The following is a 17,132-nucleotide window of genomic DNA, read 5'->3' as shown; positions in this document are numbered from 1 at the left end:
ATTGCCATGCGAAGGTGAGGCTCGGGGCGCCACGGCGTCCCTGCTGCGCCCGCCGCCGGGCAACCCGCGGGTTGCCTTATCCTGCAACCCCTATGCCCTCGACACCTGTTCCCGCAACCGGCCCGCTGCCTTTCGACCACCGACGCGGTCTGGCGGGCGCATTGCTGTGGATGGTGGTGGCCCAGGCCTCGCAGGCCTATGCCTTCGGCAGCCTGGACATGAGCCTCGTCTGGCCGGCCGACGGCATCGCCATCGGGCTGGTGCTGGCCTATGGGCTGCGCATGCTGTGGTTCCTGGGCGCGGCCGTGGCTCTGTGGCATGCCCTGCACGGCATCCCCGTGCTGCAGTCGCTGATCGGCGTGGTGGCCTTGGTGGCTGCCGTCGGCCTGGTGTGGTGGCTGATGCAGCGGGACCGGCGCCATGAGGCGGGGCGCAACCCGGTTGCCACGGCCATCCGCTTCCATGCCCTGACCGTGCTGCCGGGTGCGGCGGTCCTCACGGCGCTGGGCAGCTGGCAGTTCCTGCTCGCTCCGGGCGGGCCGCCGGGCGGCGTCCTGCGCGTGGCGGGTGTCATGGGCATGTCCGAGGTGTTCGGCATCCTGCTGTTCACGCGGCTCACCGAGATGGCGGCCCACGCGCTCGATGGCGGCTGGCGGGCCGGCCCCTTGCAGTGGGCGCGGTGGCAGACCTTCTGCCTGGCAGGTCTGGTGCTCGTCATGGCCATGGCGCAGTGGGGCTCTTCGGTGGTCGGGGCGGGCATCGGTCCATCCGTGCGCTACGTCGTCTTCCTGCTGGTGGCCTGGGCCGCCTACCGCGGCAGTCCGCTGTTCGTGCACCTGGCCACGGCGCTCTCGGCGCTGACCCTGCTGGCCTTCACGCCCCCCTTGCCGGCAGGCCACAGCCCTTACCTGATGGTGCTCGACCAGGCCGTGCTCATGGTCTGCCTGGCGGCGCTCAGCTTCTTTGCCTCGGCCACGATGGAGCACCGCCGGCAGATGGAGCGCAGCCTGCACGAGGCCGCCAGCAACGATGGCCTGACGGGTTTCCTCAACGAGCGCGGCCTGCTCAAGGCCCTCAATGCGGCGGGGCCGGGCCCCGTCCACCTGATCGGCATGAGCCTGCACAACCTGGAGCATGTGGTGGACCTGATCGGCCTGGGCCCCACGCGCGAGATCGAGCAGGACGTGTCCATCTACCTGCGCAACCAGTTGGGCCGCGGCTGTCTCTATGCGCGGCCGCGCGATGGGTTCTTCGTGGTGGCCGTGCCGGTGGCGGCCGGCGACGTGCATGCGCGGCTGCTGCAACTGCGCACCGCGCTGGACGGGCGCCGCTATGTTTTCGCCGAGCACAGCGTGCGCATCCAGGCAGCGTTCGGGCTGCTGCCGCTGGACGAGGGGCAGGCCCTGGGCGACGACTTGCTGGCAGCGCTGATGCTGCTGTGCGAGGTGGATGGCGACCCCGCGCTGAGCGACCGGCATGCGCAGGGCATGGACCTGGCGCCGGGCCACCTGATGCGCATCCGCCGGGGCCAGCTGTCCCAGATCGAGGCGCTCAAGGACGCCCTGCGCCTGCCCGCCGGCAGCCCGCAGACCAGTGGCCTGTGGCTGGCCTGCCAGCCCATCCGGTCGGCGCATGGCGACCACGACGGCGACCTGGGCGTGGAGGTGCTGCTGCGCTGGTCCTCGGGCGGCGAATCGCCGCACCTGCCGGGGGAATTCCTGCCGCTGGCCGAGCGCTACGGCCTCATGCCGCAGGTGGACCGGTGGGTCATCACGCAGGTGTTTGCGGCCCTCGTGGCCCATGGCATCTCCCGTCGCGACCTGGGCAAGGTGGCGATCAACCTGTCGGGCTCGTCGGTGTCGGACCCGCGGCTGCTCGCCCACATCGACCAGTGCCTGGCTGCCAGCGGGCTCGACCCCGCGATGTTCTGCTTCGAGGTCACGGAGACCGCCGGCATCGTGCAGCGCAGCCGCGCCGTGGACCTGCTGGCCAGCCTGCGCGCCATGGGGGCGCGCACCTCGCTCGATGATTTCGGCACCGGCCTGGCGACCTTCGACTACCTCAAGTCGCTGCCGCTCGATTTCGTGAAGATCGACGGCAGCTTCGTGCGCGACGTGCTGTCCTCGCGGGTCGACCAGCGCGTCGTGCTGGCCATCTGCGACGTGGCGCGGACGATGGGGCTCACGACCATCGCCGAATTCGTCGAGACGCCGGCCCAGCGCTCGCTGCTGGCCGCCTATGGCGTGGACTATGTGCAGGGATTCGGCATTGCCAAGCCCCTGCCGTTCACGCAGTACCTGCAGCAACTGGTGCGCCGCGATCCGCGCACGGCGGCGCAGGCGGCGCCCGCCCCGGCCCTAGCCGGGCGATGGCAGGCAAGGCATGGGCGCCTGGTGCCGGGCCTGGCGCCCAGTGAATGACATGGCAGTCCCTGGCGGGGCCATTTGTCACGCAACCGCAATATGTGACTTGTAAGCTCTGGTGACATTTCCTGCCGCGACGGCCCTCCTCATGTCCGAACTCCCCGCCTATCTGCAAGACTGCCGTCCGCGATTTCGCCAGCCCAGTGCCGGGGACATGTGTGTCGAGGTGCCCTGGATGGCGGTCGAGGAGACCAATGAAAAGGTCATGGAGATATTCTCCGAGCACAAGGACCTGATCAGCCTGCCGGTGGTCGAGAAGGGCCGCCCCATCGGGCTGATCAACCGCGACATCTTCATGTCCGAGATGAGCAAGCCCTACCGCTGGGAAATCTACGGGCGCAAGAACTGCATCGCCTTCATGGACAAGGCGCCGCTGATCGTCGATGCCGCCATGGGCATCGAGGAGCTGACCTTCAAGACCGTGGAATATGGCGAGAAGGCGCTGTCGGACGGCTTCATCGTTGCGCGCGACGGATCTTTCGTCGGCGTCGGCCACGGCCTGCAGCTGATGCGCGTGGTGGCCGAACTGCAGGCCGCGCGCAACCGCCAGGTGATGCACAGCATCGAGTACGCCAGCGTGATCCAGCGCTCCATGCTGCGGGCTTCGCGCGATGCCCTGGTGCAGGCCCAGGCCGATGCCGACCTGGTCTGGGAGCCGCGCGACGTGGTGGGCGGCGACTTCTACCAGTTCACCGCCATGCCCGACGGCTGGTTCGCCACCGTGGCCGACTGCACCGGCCATGGCGTGCCCGGCGCCTTCATGACGCTGATCGCATCGAGCACCCTGGGCAAGGCCATCGAGCAGTTCGGTCCGCGCGATCCGGCACAGCTGCTGTCCAGCGTCAACCGCTCCATCAAGCAGATGCTCGGTCAGATGGACGGCCAGGACGATACCCCCGGGTCGGACGACGGTATGGATGCCGCCTGCTTCTGGTACGAGCCCGCCACTCGCGAGCTGCGCTTTGCCGGCGCCAACCTCTCGCTCTTCGTGCTGGAGCCCGGTGTCGACGCCGTGCAGGTGGTGGCCGGCGAGCGCAAGGGCGTGGGCTACGTGGACAGCGCGTTCGACTACACCTGGACCACACGCACCGTGGCACTGGCACCCGGCAGCCTGGTGTTCGTGACCACCGATGGCCTGATCGACCAGGTCGGCGGCCCCAAGGCCATCACCTTCGGCAAGCGCCGCATCCAGGAGGTGATCGTGGCCCAGCGCGAGCAGACCCCCGCGCAACTGAACGCCGCCATGCAGCAGGCGCTGCAGGCCTGGCAGGGCAGCCACCAGCGCCGCGACGACCTGACCTTCTTCTGTTTTCGGGCCTAGAACCCCTGGCCCCACACCCTGAAATCCCGGATGGACAACCTCTACATTCCCCCCACCCCCAGCTCGCCGGAAGTGGACTTCAAGTTCGACGAGAACACGCTCGGCCTGCGTGGCGAGTCGTACCCCGAGAACGCTGCGGCGTTCTACGGCGACATCCTGCGCCAGCTGGAGGCCTACCTGGGTGCCTGCAGCGACAAGAAGATCAGCGTCAGCATCGCCCTGGCGTACTTCAACAGCTCCAGCACGAAGATGCTGTTCAACCTGGTGGGCCTGCTCAGCGATGCCGCCGAGGCGGGCAACGAGGTGGTGCTCAACTGGTTCCACGACGAAGAGGACGACACCATCTTCGAATTCGGCCAGGAGCTCAAGGACGACTTCACGGCCATCCAGTTCGTCAACCACGCAGTGAAATCGGCGTGACGGGTTTCGATGTCCGACGCACCTGACCTGTTCGATGCCGAAAGCCGCGCCTTGCAGGCGGCGCGCCTGGCCTTCGATGACGCGGCCAGCCCGCCGAGCGCGCACCGCCACGCCCTGGGCGAACTCCTGACCTCCTACGAGCGCCTGCTGCGCGAAACGCGCCGCATGGTGCGGCGCAGCGACCGCGCCGAGCTGGAGATGAACCAGCTCAACCAGCGCCTGCAGGACCTCACCGGCCAGCTGGAGTACCGCGCCACGCACGACCCGCTCACGGGCGTGCTCAACCGCGCGGCCATCATCGAGCGCTCCAACCGCTACCTGGCCAGCGACAGCCTGGCGCTGATCGTCCTGGACATCGACCACTTCAAGCGCGTCAACGATTCGTTCGGCCACCCGGTCGGCGACACGGTGATCTGCGGCGTGGTGGACTGCCTCAAGGGTGTGGCGCCTTCCATCGCCCAGATCGGGCGCGTGGGCGGGGAGGAGTTCACGGCGCTGCTGCCCGGCCTCTCGCTCGAATCGGCGGCCCATGCGGCCGAGGGCATGCGCCGGGCCATTGCGGCCCATGATTTCCAGCTGCCGGACCACAGCCGCGTGACCGCCAGCTTCGGCGTGAGCTGGCAGGAGCGGGGCAGCAGCTTCGATGCCGCTTACGGCAGTGCCGACGAGGCCCTGTACCAGGCCAAGCGGGCCGGGCGCAACCAGGTGGCCCGCGCGGCCATGGTCGAGGCCTGAGCCAGCGCCGGTGGCACGGGGAGTGCGGCGCCATCGCCACAGTGGCGCGTGTGCAGGGTGCTTTTGTCTTTGAAATACTGTATATTTTCACAGTATCTCAAAGGAGCCTTGCATGGAAGCCATCGAAACGACCTGTACCGTAGCCCTGCGCGACTATCCTGAACTGCCCCCCAGGGAGCGCATGGCGGCCGAGGGCCGGTACCTGCGGGTGCTGGAGCGCAAGCTGGGTGGCGCCGACGTGGTGGCCGACGCGCTGCGCGCCGTGATGCAGTTGCAGGAGTCCGACGGCAGCGACGTGAGCGCCGAGGACCTGGCGCTGGCCGGCCAGTGGACCAAGGCCGCCAACGCCGCCCGCGAGGCTGGCTACCAGGGCCTGGGCGAGGTCGATGGCGCCTACTTCGAAGTGCGTCTGGCCTGAGCGGCTGCGCGGAGCATGCCGGCATGACACTCGACCAGATCGCCATCGCACTGTGCGGCGCTGTTGCCGCATGGCTGTCCCAGTCCGCCCATGAGCCGGCGCGCCGCCTGGCCTGCCTGGCCGGGCTGATGGCACAGCCATTCGCGTTCTACATTGCCTGGCAGGCCCAGCACTGGGGTGTGCTGGTGCTCGCGCTGGCCTTCACCCTGGCCTGGCTGCGCGGCCTGTGGGTGCACTGGCTGGTGCCGCGCCGGCAGGTGGGGCTGGCCACCATCCAGATGGTGCCGGGAAACAAGGGCTGAGCTTCGGGGTTCGGCTTTGGTGGGGCTCGGCTGTGGCGTGAGGCGATCCATGCGCAATGGTCGTTATTGTGTTGACCTTCCGGGCTGCACCTGCCACTGTCTCCAGACCTATTGGAGATGACCCATGTTCACCGAAAAAATGCCCGCCAACAGCCAGACGGCCTTGCGCAGGGCGCGCGACTGCCATGAAATCCGGCAGGCGTACACGGGATTCCTTGCCTCGCTCAAGCAGGCCAGCGGCCTGCCGGACGTGGGTTTCTTCGTGGCCGATGTGGGACAGGACGTGGTGATCACCACACCCTCCGGTGAGTCGTCGCCCTACCTGCTGATCTGCAGCGATGGCGCCGAGTCAGTGTGGGGCCGGGTCATGTTTCTCACGCTCAATCCTCTCACTGGCACCCGGCTGCCCATTTTTGCCGTGCGCCTGCGTCCGGATTCCGTGGTGCTCAACGACGAGGGGACGCGGGAGTGGGAGGTGAGCTTCAAGGACGGCGATCCGTTCAACCAGATCGAGATCAAGCAATTGGTCTATGAGCTGATGTACGGCCAGATCGCGTTCAACAGCAAGGGGCTGATTCCCGAAGACGCCTGAGCGTTGGCAGCGCTCTCCGGTGGGCGCTGTCAGGCGCCATGCTGCAGCTGCGCCCGGTACTGCCCGGGCGGCATGCCGAACCAGCGCTTGCAGGCGCGGAACATGTTGCTCTGGTCGGCAAAGCCCAGCAGGTCGGCCACCTCGGTGAGGTTGCGGCGCGGGTCGGCCAGGTACTGGCGCGCCAGTTCGCGGCGTGTGTCGTCGAGCAACTGCTGGTAGGTGGCCGATTCGGCCTGCAGCCGGCGCTGCAGGGTGCGGTCGGTCATGTTCAAGCGCGCAGCGATGTCGTCGCGGCGCGGCTCCCCTTTGTGCAGGATGCGCGCCACCTCGGCGCGCACGCGCGTGCTCGCCAGCGAATGGCCCAGGTGGTCGAGCTCGGTCTCCACCAGCCGCTCGTGCATGGCCCACAGGCTCGGGTTGTGGGTGGGGATGTCGGCCAGCATGTCGGCCTCGGCCAGCAGGATGCGGCTGGCCGGCTGGCCGAAGCGCGGCAGCAGGCCGAAAGCCTTCTCGTAGCGGGCCTCGCTGCCGGGGGATGGTGCTGGTGTGCTCAGTTCCACGGCCAGGGGGGTGAGCTCGCGGCGCGTAAGCCATCCGCACAGTGTGAACAGGGTGAGCAGCGCGTACTCGACCCGTTGGCGCGGCACCGGGCGCGTGCCGCCGATGTGCGCGATCGAGAACCAGTAGCCGCGCGCTTCGCGCTCCAGCGCGAACGCGGTGCAGTCGGAGATCACGGCCATGTGGCGCGTGAGGTGCTGAAAGCCCACCAGCAGGTTCGGCCCCGATGCCAGCGCATAGCCCACCACGTCCACGTTGCCGTAGCGTGCGGTGAGCTGCGGGCACAGCCCCAGGTCCACCTTGCCGGAGCGTGCCACGGCCAGGTCCCACAGCTGGCTGATCCGGTCCACATCCACGCGCGCATGCGGCTGCTGCAGTGCCGCCAGGTCGATGCCGGCCTCGGCGCAAAGCTCGGCCACGGGCAGGCCCTCGGCGGCCATCATGTCGGTGGTGCCGCGCACCCAGGCGGCGGAACTGGTACGGGGATTCATCGGGTGGAAATCAGGGGCTGAAGGGGATCAGGGTTTACGCGCGGTGGTGCGCTGAAGTCAGTGTTTTGGCAAGGTTGCGATAGTAACGAATGGCCAGCTGCTTTCCACAATCACGGTCGAGGTTGTGCCCTGTTCCCGGTTGTACCCGAGCCAGAGGCCCGACCCATTCCAGAAAACCCCGAAGGAGACAAGACATGGTTGATGTGCGCTGGCGTGCCCAATGCCTGGGAGCAGTTCTTTCCGTGCTGGCGGTCGCCGGCTGCGGCGGTGGTTCCAGCACCCCGCCCGAGGTGCGCGAGACCGCGTACGGCACGGTGCGCGGCGTGGATGCCAGCGCCAGCACGGGCACCTATGCGTGGAAGGGCATCCCCTTTGCCAGGCCCCCCGTGGGCGACCTGCGCTGGCAGCCGCCGGTGGCGCCCGTGGCCTGGAGCGGCGAGCGCGATGCCACGCGCTTTGGCAATGCCTGCCTGCAGATGGGGCGCCTGTACGGCCCCGGGGCCAACAACCGCTTCGACGACAGCATTGGCCAGACCCTGGGCACGCCCGTGGGCAGCGAGGACTGCCTGACGCTGAACATCTGGCGCCCCGCGACCACGCAGGACAACCTGCCCGTGCTGTTGTTCCTGCATGGCGGCAGCGCCATCTCGGGCTACACGGCCGACCCGGTCTACGACGGCGCGGCGCTGGCACGCTCGGCCAATGCCGTGGTGGTCACGGCCAACTACCGGCTCGACGTGCTGGGCTTCTTCCAGATGCCGCAGCTGCACACCGGCACGCAGGCCTACACCGGCAACTACGCGCTGCTCGACAACGTGCAGGCGCTGTCCTTCATCCAGCGCAACATCGGCAACTTCGGTGGCAATGCGGGCAACGTCACGCTGATGGGCCAGTCGGCCGGTGCCGGCAACGTGCTGGCGCTGCTCACCTCGCCCCAGGCCGCAGGCCTGTTCCACAAGGCCCTGCCGATCAGTGGCGGTACCTCGCTGGCGAGCCAGTTGCCCGCGGGCTCGATTCCCACGCTCAATCCGGCGTCCAAGTACGCAGCGCAGTCGGCCGCCTTGCTCGGCGCCCTGGTGCAGGCCGATGGTCTGGCTTCCGACACGATGGGCGCTGCGGCCGTGGTTGCCGGCTGGACGCCTGCGCAGACTGCCAGCTACCTGCGCGGCAAGGATGGCCGCGTGGTGCTGCAGACGGTGCTGCGCGCGGGGCTCACGGGCTCCGGCCCCATTCCCGACAACGTGGTGCTGCCCGCCGATCCGATCGCCGAGATGGCCGCCGGCCGCTACCACAAGGTGCCGGTGCTCTCGGGCTACACGGCCGATGAGGCCAAGCTGTTCGCGCCCTTCCTGGCGCTGCTGGGCGGCAAGCCGGGCATGAAGATCAGCGATGCCGAGCGCTTCGCGATGACGCAGGCCTTCAATCCCGACGCGGCCACCACGCTCACCACGGCGGACATCATCGATCCGTCCTACCTGCCGGTCACGGCACCCGGCACGGGCTACAACGCGCGCATGAAGCTCCTGGGCAGCGTGTTCATCGAGCCCAGCCGCGACAGCCTGCTCAACACCCTGCGCACCCAGCAGTCCAACGTCTGGAGCTACCAGTTCAACTGGGCCCAGCAGCCGGCGCCCTGGAACGACGTGTACGGTGCGGCCCATGGTTTCGACCTGCCCTTCGTGTTCGGCAACTTCGGCCCCTCGCTGCTGGCCAAGGCAGCCAACAGCACGGCCAACCAGCCGGGCCGGCTGGCGCTCTCGGGCGTGATGATGGACAGCGTGCGTGCCTTCGTGCACACCGGCAACCCCAACCATGCCGGCCTGGGCCAGGAATGGCAGCCCTGGCCGCGCAAGTTCATCTTCGATGCCGACCTGAAGGCCACGCGCCTGAGCGTTCAGTAAGGGTACAAGGCCTGATGCTGCTTCCCATGTCCGTTCATGCTGCTGCGGTGGCGGCGAGGTATGCGTTCAGCGCATCGTCGTCCACGATGGCCACCTTGCCGAAATCCAGCGACACGATGCCCATGCCTTCGAGCGTGCGCAGCACGCGGTTGACCGTCTGGCGCGACAGGCCCACGAGCTGGCCCAGCTCGTCCTGCGTGAGGTTGAGCCGGCGCGTGCTGCGCCAGAACAGGCGGCTCAGGTACAGCGCAACGCGGTGCTCGGTGGACTGCGTGCGCCCGGCCTCGATGATGGTCATGGCCTGGCCGAGCCGCATGTTCAGGTGCAGCACCAGGAACTGGTTGAACGCCAGGCTGGTCTCGCGCAGTTCGGCGAACACGGGCAGCGGCAGGCACATGAGCCGGGTAGGGCGCAATGCCACCACGTGGTATCTGCGCGGCTCGGGCTTCATGGCCGAGCCTTCGCCGAACCACTCGCCGTCGGGCACGCCGATGAAGGCCGACGAGCGGCCGCGGCTGGCCGGGCTCTGCAGCATCACCAGGCCCGAGAGCACGGCATGCCAGCCCTGCACCGCGCTGCCGGCGGGCTTCATGACATCGCCCTTGTCGCCGCTTTCCTCGAACACCCCGGCGCGCACGCGCTCCTGCGTGGCGGCCGGCAGCCCGGCAAACCAGGGCTGGGCGGTGATGAAGCGCTGGGCGTGCGGGGCGGTGCAGAGCATGCCGCGGATTGTCGCTGCAGCCCCCGCCGTTCAGGGTAATCCCTTGGCCTTTGTCGGGTGGGCGACAGGTGTTGGCGCGGCAGGCCCCGCGCTGCACACTGCGCAGCCAGCAAAGCCGCGTGGCACGCAGCCGAAAGGGGCGCTTCGGAGACCCCGCAGCAGGCCTGCGCGCGTTACGATGATTGCCACTTTCACCACAAAATCCAAGGAGCACACATGCTGGGCCTGATGCAGAGCCAACCCCTGTTGATCTCGTCGCTGATCGAGTTCGCCGAACGCCACCATGGCGACGCCGAAATCGTCTCGCGGCGCGTGGAGGGCGACATCCACCGCTACACCTACAAGGACCTGGCCCAGCGTGCACGCCGCCTGGCCAATGCCCTGGACGGCCTGGGCCTGGAGTTCAGCGACCGCGTGGCCACGCTGGCCTGGAATGGCTACCGCCACATGGAGATGTACTTCGGCGTCTCCGGCTCTGGCCGCGTGCTGCACACCATCAACCCGCGCCTGCACCCCGAGCAGATCGCCTGGATCGCCAACCACGCCGAAGACCAGGTGCTGTGCTTCGACCTGACCTTCCTGCCCCTGGTGCAGGCCGTGCACGCCAAGTGCCCCACGGTGAAGAAATGGGTGGCGCTGTGCGACGCCGACAAACTGCCCGCGGACTCCGGCATCCCCGGCCTCACGAGCTACGAGGCCTGGATCGGTGCGCAGTCGCCCGACTACGCCTGGCCCGAGTTCGACGAGAACTCGGCTTCGAGCATGTGCTACACCAGCGGCACCACGGGCAACCCCAAGGCCGCGCTGTACAGCCACCGCTCGACCACGCTGCATGCCTATGCCGCGGCGCTGCCCGACGTGATGTGCCTCTCGGCCCGCGACTCGGTGCTGCCGGTGGTGCCCATGTTCCACGTCAATGCCTGGGGCATTCCGTACTCGGCCGCGCTCACCGGCTGCAAGCTGGTGTTCCCTGGCCCGGCCATGGATGGCAAGTCGATCTACGAACTGATCGAAGCCGAGAAGGTGACCTACGCCGCCGGCGTGCCCACCGTCTGGCAGATGATGCTGGGCCACATGAAGCCGGCGGGCCTGAAGTTCTCCACGCTCAGGCGCACGGTGATCGGCGGCTCGGCCTGCCCACCGGCCATGATCCATGCCTTCAAGGAAGACTACGGCGTCGAAGTGCTGCACGCCTGGGGCATGACCGAGATGAGCCCGCTGGGCACGCTGTGCACGCTCAAGAACAAGCACCTCGAGCTGCCCAAGGAAGAGCAGATGAAGGTGTTGCTCAAGCAGGGCCGCGCGATCTATGGCGTGGACATGAAGATCGTCGGCGGCGATGGCGAGGAGCTGCCCTGGGACGGCAAGACCTATGGCGACCTGCTGGTCAAGGGCCCGTGGATCGTGGACAGCTACTTCAAGGGCGAGGGCGGCCACCCGCTGGTCAAGGACAAGCACGGGCGCGGCTGGTTCCCCACGGGCGACGTGGCGACCATCGATGCCGACGGCTTCATGCAGATCACCGACCGCAGCAAGGACGTGATCAAGTCCGGCGGCGAATGGATCAGCTCCATCGACATCGAGAACATCGCCATGGCCCACCCGGCCATTGCCATGGCCGCGTGCGTGGGCATGCCGCACCCCAAGTGGGACGAGCGCCCCATCGTGGCCGTGGTCCGGCGCCCCGGTGCCGAGGTCACACGCGAGGAGCTGCTGGCCTTCTTCGAAGGCAAGACCGCCAAGTGGCAGATCCCCGATGACGTGGTGTTCGTGGAGGCGATTCCCCTCGGTGCCACGGGCAAGATGCTCAAGACAAAGTTGCGTGAGCAACTGAAGGACTACAGGCTTCCGGGCCTGTGATCCAGATTGGTGCGGTGCTCGGGGGAGCACTGCGCCAGTCACGTGTGCGACGCCGGTAGGGGCAATCCCTGAGGGGCGTCGTGTTGCAACGCGGTACGCTGCGTCGTGTCGATTTACAAGGAGACAGAACCATGAAATTCGCTATGAAGGCTGTAGCAGCCACCGTCCTGTTGGCGAGCGCTGGCGCGGCGTTCGCTCAAAAAGGTGAGACCGTCAAGATCGCCTGGCTCGACCCGCTTTCGGGCCTGATGGCGGCCGTGGGAACCAACCAGCTCAAGAGCTTCCAGTTCGTCTCCGAAGAGTTCAACAAGAAGAACGCTGCCGGAGTGAAGTTCGAGATCATCGGCATCGACAACAAGCTCAGTCCGCAGGAGACCACCAGCGCCCTGCGCTCGGCCATGGACCAGGGCGCGCGCTACGTGGTGCAGGGCAACGGCTCGGGCCCGGCCCTGGCCATCATCGACGCGCTGGAAAAGCACAACGCGCGCAACCCCGGCAAGGAAGTCGTGTTCCTGAACTACGCTGCCGTGGACCCGGACCTGACCAACAGCAAGTGCAGCTACTGGCACTTCCGCCTGGATGCGGACACCTCCATGAAGATGGAAGCGCTGACCACCTTCATGAAGGACATTCCCGAGGTCAAGAAGGTCTACCTGATCAACCAGAATTACTCGCACGGCCACCAGGTCTCCAAGTTCGCCAAGGAAATCATGGCCCGCAAGCGCCCTGACGTGCAGTTCGTCGGCGACGACCTGCACCCCCTGGCCCAGGTGCGTGACTTCTCGCCCTACATCGCCAAGATCAAGCAGTCGGGCGCCGACAGCGTGATCACCGGCAACTGGGGCTCCGACCTGGCGCTGCTGATCAAGGCCGCCAACGACGCCGGCCTGAACAACGTCAACTTCTACACCTACTACGGCTCGGTCACCGGCAGCCCCACGGCCATGGGTGCCGCCGCTGCAGGCCGCGTGTACATGGTGGCCTACGCGCACATCAACCTGCCGGGCGAACTCAACAAGATCGTGGTGGACTACAAGAAGAAGTTCAACGACGACATGTACACCGGCTCCGTGTACCACGCCTTCTCGATGCTCACCGAGGCCTTCGTGAAGACCAAGTCCACCGACCCCGTGAAGGTGGCCGCCGCCCTGGAAGGCATGAAGTTCAAGAGCTTCAACGGCGAGGTCGAGATGCGCAAGACCGACCACCAGCTGCAGCAGGGCCTGTTCATCTCCAAGTGGGAGAAGGCCGGCGGCAAGTTCCCGCTCGATTCGGAGAGCACCGGCTACACCTTCACGCCGGTGAAGTACTACGAGCCCTTCGTGGCCAGCACGCCCACCTCGTGCCAGATGAAGCGCCCCTAAGGCCTCTGAGCGGCTAACAAAACTCTTCTGGCGTCGTTGCCGCGTCTTGTCGTACTGACCGTACTGCCTGCGACGCAGCGCCTAGCCAGAACCGCTTCGCTGAGTTTTGTGATCCGCTCTTCATTGTTTCTGGAGGCCCGACCTGGCTCGGGCCTTTTTTTTACCCTTGTTGTGAAAATTTGCGATGAATCTTGAGTTTTTCGTGATCTCCCTGCTCAACGGCGTGAGCTACGGGCTGCTGCTGTTCATGCTGAGCTCGGGACTCACGCTGATTTTCAGCATGATGGGTGTGCTCAATTTTGCGCACACCAGCTTCTACATGCTGGGGGCCTACTTTGCCTACAGCATTTCTGGCGTCATCGGCTTCTGGCCGGCGCTGGTGGTTTCGCCGCTGATCGTGTTTGCGCTGGGCGCCGCGTTCGAGCGCTACTGCCTGCGCCGCGTGCACAAGTTCGGCCATGTGCCCGAGCTGCTCGTGACCTTCGGCCTGTCCTACCTGATCCTCGAAGTGGTGCAGCTGATCTGGGGCCGTGCCACGGTGCCCTATGGCCTGCCCGAGCAACTGCAGGGCCCCCTGTTCAGCCTGTACGGCACGCAGTTCCCCAAGTCGCGCTCGTTCGTGATGCTGATCGCCATCCTGATGCTGCTGTCGGTGTGGCTGCTGCTCACGCGCACCCGCATCGGCCTGGTGATCCAGGCGGCGCTCAAGTACCCCGAGATGGTCGAGGCCCTGGGCCACAACGTGCCGCGCGTGTTCATGCTGGTGTTCGGCGGCGGTGCGGCCCTGGCCGGCCTGGCCGGCGTGATCGGCGGCAACACCTACGTGACCGAGCCCGCCATGGCGGCGTCGGTCGGCTCCATCATCTTCGTGGTGGTGGTGGTCGGGGGCATGGGCTCGCTGGCCGGGGCCTTCCTGGCCTCGCTGCTCATCGGCGTGGTGCAGACCTTCGCCGTGGCGCTCGACTACTCGATGATCCACGTGCTGCGCCCGCTCGGTGTGGCCGTGACCGACCAGACCTTCGGCTACCCCCTGCTCAAGCTCACCATCTCCCAGGTGGCGCCCATTCTTCCGTACCTGTTCCTGGTGCTCATCCTGATCTTCCGTCCCAAGGGCCTTCTGGGCACCCGCGAGGACTGATGCCATGACCTCATCCACCACTACCGTCTCCGGCGCCGCACCGCACGCCAACCCACCCGCTGCCTCGCAGGGGGCTGCGCACTACCGCTTCAAGCCCTGGAACGTGGGCCGCTTCGTCATCTGGTCGCTGTTCGCCGCGATGCTGATCGTGGCGCCGCACGTGTTCCGCAGCAGCCTGGCGCTGACCATGCTCTCGCAGATCGGCTACCTGATCATCATCTGCCTGTCCTACAACATCCTGCTGGGGCAGGGCGGCATGCTCAGCTTCGGGCATGCGGTGTACACCGGCCTGGGCTCGTTCATCGCCATCCATGCCATGAACATGGCGGGCAAGGGCGAGATGCCGATCCCGCTGGTGCTCATCCCGCTGGTCGGAGGGCTGGCCGGCATGTTCTTCGCGATCCTGCTCGGCTTCGTGACGACCAAGAAGTCGGGCACCACCTTCGCCATGATCACGCTGGGCATCGGTGAGCTCGTGGCCTCGATGGCGCTGATGTTCCCCGAGTTCTTCGGCGGCGAGGGCGGCATCACCACCGACCGCGTCTACGGCAAGCCCTTCTTCGGGCTGAACTTCGGCTCCGGCATGCAGGTGTATTACCTGATCGCGGCCTACTGCTTCGTCTGCACGGCGGCCATGTTCGCCTTCACGGGCACGCCGCTCGGGCGCATCCTCAACGCGGTGCGCGACAACCCCGAGCGCGTGGAGTTCATCGGCTACAACACGCAGCGCGTGCGCTACTTCGCGTTCATCATCGCGGGCTTCTTCGCGGGCATCGGCGGCGGCCTGGCCACCATCAACTTCGAGATCGTGACCGGTGCCGACAGCGTGAACGTGCTGCGTTCGGGCGGCTACCTGCTGTTCACCTTCCTGGGGGGGGCCACGTTCTTCTTCGGGCCCATCATCGGCGCCGTGCTGCTGGTGCTGGCCTCGGTGCTGCTGTCCGAGATCTCCAAGGCCTGGCTGCTGTACCTGGGCCTGGTGTTCCTGTTCATGGTGATGTATGCGCCCGGCGGCATCGCCAGCCTGATCATGATGAACCTGCGTGTCGCCAAGTACGGCAAGCTGCGCCAGCTCTGGGTGTCCTACCTGGGTCTGGCCGGCACCGGCCTGGTGGCCGTGCTGGGCGCCGCCTGCATGGTGGAGATGACCTACCACCTGCAGCTCAACGCGGCCCTCGGGTCCGAGCTCAAGTTCCTGGGCGCCATGGTCGATGCCAAGGGCCTCACGGCCTGGTTCGGTGCGGGCTTCGTGTTCCTCACCGGGCTGGCGCTGTTCGAGATGTGCCGGCGCCAGTTCCTGCGCCAGTGGAGCACCATCCAGGAAGAGATCGAACATGCCATCAAGCGGGGAGAGGCGCTGTGAGCACTACCATGACCGCCAATCCATCGTCCGCAGGCTGTGCGCTCGAACTGCGTGACCTGCGCAAGAGCTTCGGCAAGACCGAGATCATCCGCGGTGCCAATCTCGTGGTGGCACCCGGCGAACGCGTGGCCATCATCGGCCCCAACGGCGCCGGCAAGTCCACCCTGTTCAACCTCATCAGCGGGCGCTTCGCCCCCACCAGCGGCGACGTGATCCTCAACGGTCAGCGCATCAACGGCCTGGCCCCGTACGAGATCAACCGCATGGGGCTGTCGCGCAGCTTCCAGATCACGAACATCTTCCCCAAGCTGAGCGTGTTCGAGAACCTGCGCTGCGGCGTGCTGTGGAGCATGGGATACCGCTACACCTTCCTGCGCTTCCTGTCGAACCTGCACGATGCCAACCAGCGTGCCAAGGAACTCATGGAGATGATCAAGCTCGACAAGAAGCGCGACACGCTGGCCATGAACCTGACCTACGCCGAGCAGCGCGCCCTGGAGATCGGTATCACCATCGCCGGTGGCGCCAACGTGATCCTGCTCGACGAGCCCACGGCCGGCATGAGCAAGAGCGAGACCACGCGCTTCATCCACCTCATCAAGGAGGTGACCGAGGGCCGCACCCTGCTGACCGTGGAGCACGACATGGGCGTGGTGTTCGGCCTGGCCGACAAGATCGCCGTGGTGGTCTATGGCGAGGTGATCGCCTTCGACACCCCCGACAAGGTGCGCGCCAATGCGCGCGTGCAGGAGGCCTACCTGGGTTCGGCCGTGGCCGACGAGCAGGGCGCGGGACACTGATTTATGCTGAAAATTGACAACCTCCACGCCTACTACGGCAAGAGCCATGTGCTGCATGGCGTGAGCTTCGAAGTGCAGCCCGGAGAGATCGTGGCGCTGCTGGGGCGCAACGGCTCGGGCCGATCCACCACCGCCAAGGCCATCATGGGCCTGGTGGACTGGGAGGGCACGGTCAACTTCAAGGGCCAGGACCTCAACGGCAAGAAGGCCTACGAGGTCGCCCACCTGGGCCTGGGCTATGTGCCCGAGAGCCGCGACGTGTTCCCCAACCTCACCGTGCACCAGAACCTGCTGCTCGGCCAGAAGGGCAACGGCAAGGGCAGCCGCTGGTCGTTCGACGACATGTACGAGATGTTCCCACGCCTCAAGGAGCGCCAGCACACCGAGGCGGGCGTGATGTCCGGCGGCGAGCAGCAGATGCTCACGCTGTGCCGCACGCTGATGGGCGACCCCGACCTGATCATCATCGACGAGCCCACCGAAGGCCTGGCACCGAAGATCGTCGAACTGGTGGGCCAGTACCTGCAGACCATCAAGGCGCGCGGCATCTCGGTGCTGCTGATCGAGCAGAAGCTGACCATCGCCATGAAGATCTCGGACCGCGCGCTGGTGATGGGCCACGGCTCCATCGTCTTCCAGGGCACGCCCGACAGCCTGCGTGCCGACAACTACATCCGCAAGGAGTGGCTGGAGGTCTGACGACTCCGGCCAACGCATGACAGAGA

At 66.8% G+C, this 17,132-nt stretch carries 16 protein-coding genes; 14 read left to right on the top strand and 2 right to left on the bottom strand.

Annotated elements, in window-relative coordinates; all coding sequences use genetic code 11:
* The first annotated feature begins 92 nt into the window (after nt 1-92).
* The 7 genes from AC07PF_RS26885 (at nt 93) to AC07PF_RS26855 (ending at nt 6,211) form a co-directional block, all read left to right on the top strand.
* Nucleotides 93-2,420, top strand: coding sequence for an EAL domain-containing protein (locus AC07PF_RS26885; RefSeq protein ID WP_494613914.1), 2,328 nt, complete (start codon nt 93-95; stop codon nt 2,418-2,420).
* 91 nt (nt 2,421-2,511) lie between these two features.
* A complete protein-coding gene (locus AC07PF_RS26880) occupies nt 2,512-3,744 on the top strand; it encodes a SpoIIE family protein phosphatase (protein WP_007852553.1) in 1,233 nt (410 codons plus the stop codon).
* Between the two features lie 30 nt (nt 3,745-3,774).
* A complete protein-coding gene (locus AC07PF_RS26875; protein ID WP_007852551.1) occupies nt 3,775-4,164 on the top strand; it encodes a DUF1987 domain-containing protein in 390 nt (129 codons plus the stop codon).
* 9 nt (nt 4,165-4,173) lie between these two features.
* Complete coding sequence (locus AC07PF_RS26870) at nt 4,174-4,899, top strand: GGDEF domain-containing protein (RefSeq protein ID WP_007852549.1); 726 nt, start codon at nt 4,174-4,176, stop codon at nt 4,897-4,899.
* Between the two features lie 112 nt (nt 4,900-5,011).
* Nucleotides 5,012-5,317, top strand: coding sequence for a hypothetical protein (locus tag AC07PF_RS26865; RefSeq protein ID WP_007852546.1), 306 nt, complete (start codon nt 5,012-5,014; stop codon nt 5,315-5,317).
* A gap of 23 nt (nt 5,318-5,340) precedes the next feature.
* A complete protein-coding gene (locus tag AC07PF_RS26860) occupies nt 5,341-5,619 on the top strand; it encodes a hypothetical protein (protein ID WP_007852544.1) in 279 nt (92 codons plus the stop codon).
* A gap of 124 nt (nt 5,620-5,743) precedes the next feature.
* Complete coding sequence (locus AC07PF_RS26855; RefSeq protein WP_007852541.1) at nt 5,744-6,211, top strand: hypothetical protein; 468 nt, start codon at nt 5,744-5,746, stop codon at nt 6,209-6,211.
* A gap of 29 nt (nt 6,212-6,240) precedes the next feature.
* Here the strand turns inward: AC07PF_RS26855 and AC07PF_RS26850 are convergent, their stop codons facing one another.
* Nucleotides 6,241-7,260 carry an AraC family transcriptional regulator gene (locus AC07PF_RS26850; RefSeq protein WP_007852539.1) on the bottom strand — a complete coding sequence of 340 codons (1,020 nt, stop codon included), beginning with the start codon at nt 7,258-7,260 and terminating at the stop codon, nt 6,241-6,243.
* Between the two features lie 194 nt (nt 7,261-7,454).
* Between AC07PF_RS26850 and AC07PF_RS26845 the strand changes: the two genes are divergently transcribed.
* A complete protein-coding gene (locus AC07PF_RS26845) occupies nt 7,455-9,161 on the top strand; it encodes a carboxylesterase/lipase family protein (protein WP_494613912.1) in 1,707 nt (568 codons plus the stop codon).
* 34 nt (nt 9,162-9,195) lie between these two features.
* Here the strand turns inward: AC07PF_RS26845 and AC07PF_RS26840 are convergent, their stop codons facing one another.
* The gene (locus AC07PF_RS26840) at nt 9,196-9,882 is read right to left on the bottom strand and encodes a Crp/Fnr family transcriptional regulator (RefSeq protein WP_494613911.1); all 687 of its coding nucleotides are present in this window, start codon (nt 9,880-9,882) and stop codon (nt 9,196-9,198) included.
* 216 nt (nt 9,883-10,098) lie between these two features.
* On the opposite strand from AC07PF_RS26840, the gene AC07PF_RS26835 reads away from it, so the two are divergent.
* From AC07PF_RS26835 to AC07PF_RS26810, 6 genes are all read left to right on the top strand, one after another.
* Complete coding sequence (locus AC07PF_RS26835; RefSeq protein ID WP_494613910.1) at nt 10,099-11,742, top strand: 3-(methylthio)propionyl-CoA ligase; 1,644 nt, start codon at nt 10,099-10,101, stop codon at nt 11,740-11,742.
* A gap of 131 nt (nt 11,743-11,873) precedes the next feature.
* Nucleotides 11,874-13,106, top strand: a complete 1,233-nt coding sequence (locus AC07PF_RS26830) for a branched-chain amino acid ABC transporter substrate-binding protein (protein WP_007852524.1) — start codon at nt 11,874-11,876, stop codon at nt 13,104-13,106.
* A gap of 184 nt (nt 13,107-13,290) precedes the next feature.
* Nucleotides 13,291-14,244 (top strand): branched-chain amino acid ABC transporter permease, encoded by a 954-nt coding sequence (locus AC07PF_RS26825; RefSeq protein ID WP_007852522.1) that lies wholly within the window; start codon nt 13,291-13,293, stop codon nt 14,242-14,244.
* A 4-nt stretch (nt 14,245-14,248) separates the two neighbouring features.
* Nucleotides 14,249-15,607 carry a branched-chain amino acid ABC transporter permease gene (locus AC07PF_RS26820; protein WP_007852520.1) on the top strand — a complete coding sequence of 453 codons (1,359 nt, stop codon included), beginning with the start codon at nt 14,249-14,251 and terminating at the stop codon, nt 15,605-15,607.
* Nucleotides 15,608-15,615: 8 nt separating this feature from the next.
* Nucleotides 15,616-16,407, top strand: a complete 792-nt coding sequence (locus tag AC07PF_RS26815; protein WP_007852517.1) for an ABC transporter ATP-binding protein — start codon at nt 15,616-15,618, stop codon at nt 16,405-16,407.
* 3 nt (nt 16,408-16,410) lie between these two features.
* Complete coding sequence (locus AC07PF_RS26810; RefSeq protein WP_007852516.1) at nt 16,411-17,106, top strand: ABC transporter ATP-binding protein; 696 nt, start codon at nt 16,411-16,413, stop codon at nt 17,104-17,106.
* Nucleotides 17,107-17,132: the final 26 nt, after the last annotated feature.

The organism is Acidovorax sp. GW821-FHT10A04, from assembly GCF_059415825.1.
This window is presented reverse-complemented; position numbering and strand designations above follow the sequence as displayed.

Coding starts and splice junctions, on each gene's coding strand:
- AC07PF_RS26850 (WP_007852539.1), bottom strand. CDS start 7,260: ATGAATCCCCGTACCAGTTCCGCCGCCTGGGTGCGCGGCACCACCGAC.
- AC07PF_RS26840 (WP_494613911.1), bottom strand. CDS start 9,882: ATGCTCTGCACCGCCCCGCACGCCCAGCGCTTCATCACCGCCCAGCCC.
- AC07PF_RS26870 (WP_007852549.1), top strand. CDS start 4,174: ATGTCCGACGCACCTGACCTGTTCGATGCCGAAAGCCGCGCCTTGCAG.
- AC07PF_RS26825 (WP_007852522.1), top strand. CDS start 13,291: ATGAATCTTGAGTTTTTCGTGATCTCCCTGCTCAACGGCGTGAGCTAC.
- AC07PF_RS26835 (WP_494613910.1), top strand. CDS start 10,099: ATGCTGGGCCTGATGCAGAGCCAACCCCTGTTGATCTCGTCGCTGATC.
- AC07PF_RS26865 (WP_007852546.1), top strand. CDS start 5,012: ATGGAAGCCATCGAAACGACCTGTACCGTAGCCCTGCGCGACTATCCT.
- AC07PF_RS26880 (WP_007852553.1), top strand. CDS start 2,512: ATGTCCGAACTCCCCGCCTATCTGCAAGACTGCCGTCCGCGATTTCGC.
- AC07PF_RS26810 (WP_007852516.1), top strand. CDS start 16,411: ATGCTGAAAATTGACAACCTCCACGCCTACTACGGCAAGAGCCATGTG.
- AC07PF_RS26845 (WP_494613912.1), top strand. CDS start 7,455: ATGGTTGATGTGCGCTGGCGTGCCCAATGCCTGGGAGCAGTTCTTTCC.
- AC07PF_RS26830 (WP_007852524.1), top strand. CDS start 11,874: ATGAAATTCGCTATGAAGGCTGTAGCAGCCACCGTCCTGTTGGCGAGC.
- AC07PF_RS26875 (WP_007852551.1), top strand. CDS start 3,775: ATGGACAACCTCTACATTCCCCCCACCCCCAGCTCGCCGGAAGTGGAC.
- AC07PF_RS26860 (WP_007852544.1), top strand. CDS start 5,341: ATGACACTCGACCAGATCGCCATCGCACTGTGCGGCGCTGTTGCCGCA.
- AC07PF_RS26855 (WP_007852541.1), top strand. CDS start 5,744: ATGTTCACCGAAAAAATGCCCGCCAACAGCCAGACGGCCTTGCGCAGG.
- AC07PF_RS26815 (WP_007852517.1), top strand. CDS start 15,616: ATGACCGCCAATCCATCGTCCGCAGGCTGTGCGCTCGAACTGCGTGAC.
- AC07PF_RS26820 (WP_007852520.1), top strand. CDS start 14,249: ATGACCTCATCCACCACTACCGTCTCCGGCGCCGCACCGCACGCCAAC.
- AC07PF_RS26885 (WP_494613914.1), top strand. CDS start 93: ATGCCCTCGACACCTGTTCCCGCAACCGGCCCGCTGCCTTTCGACCAC.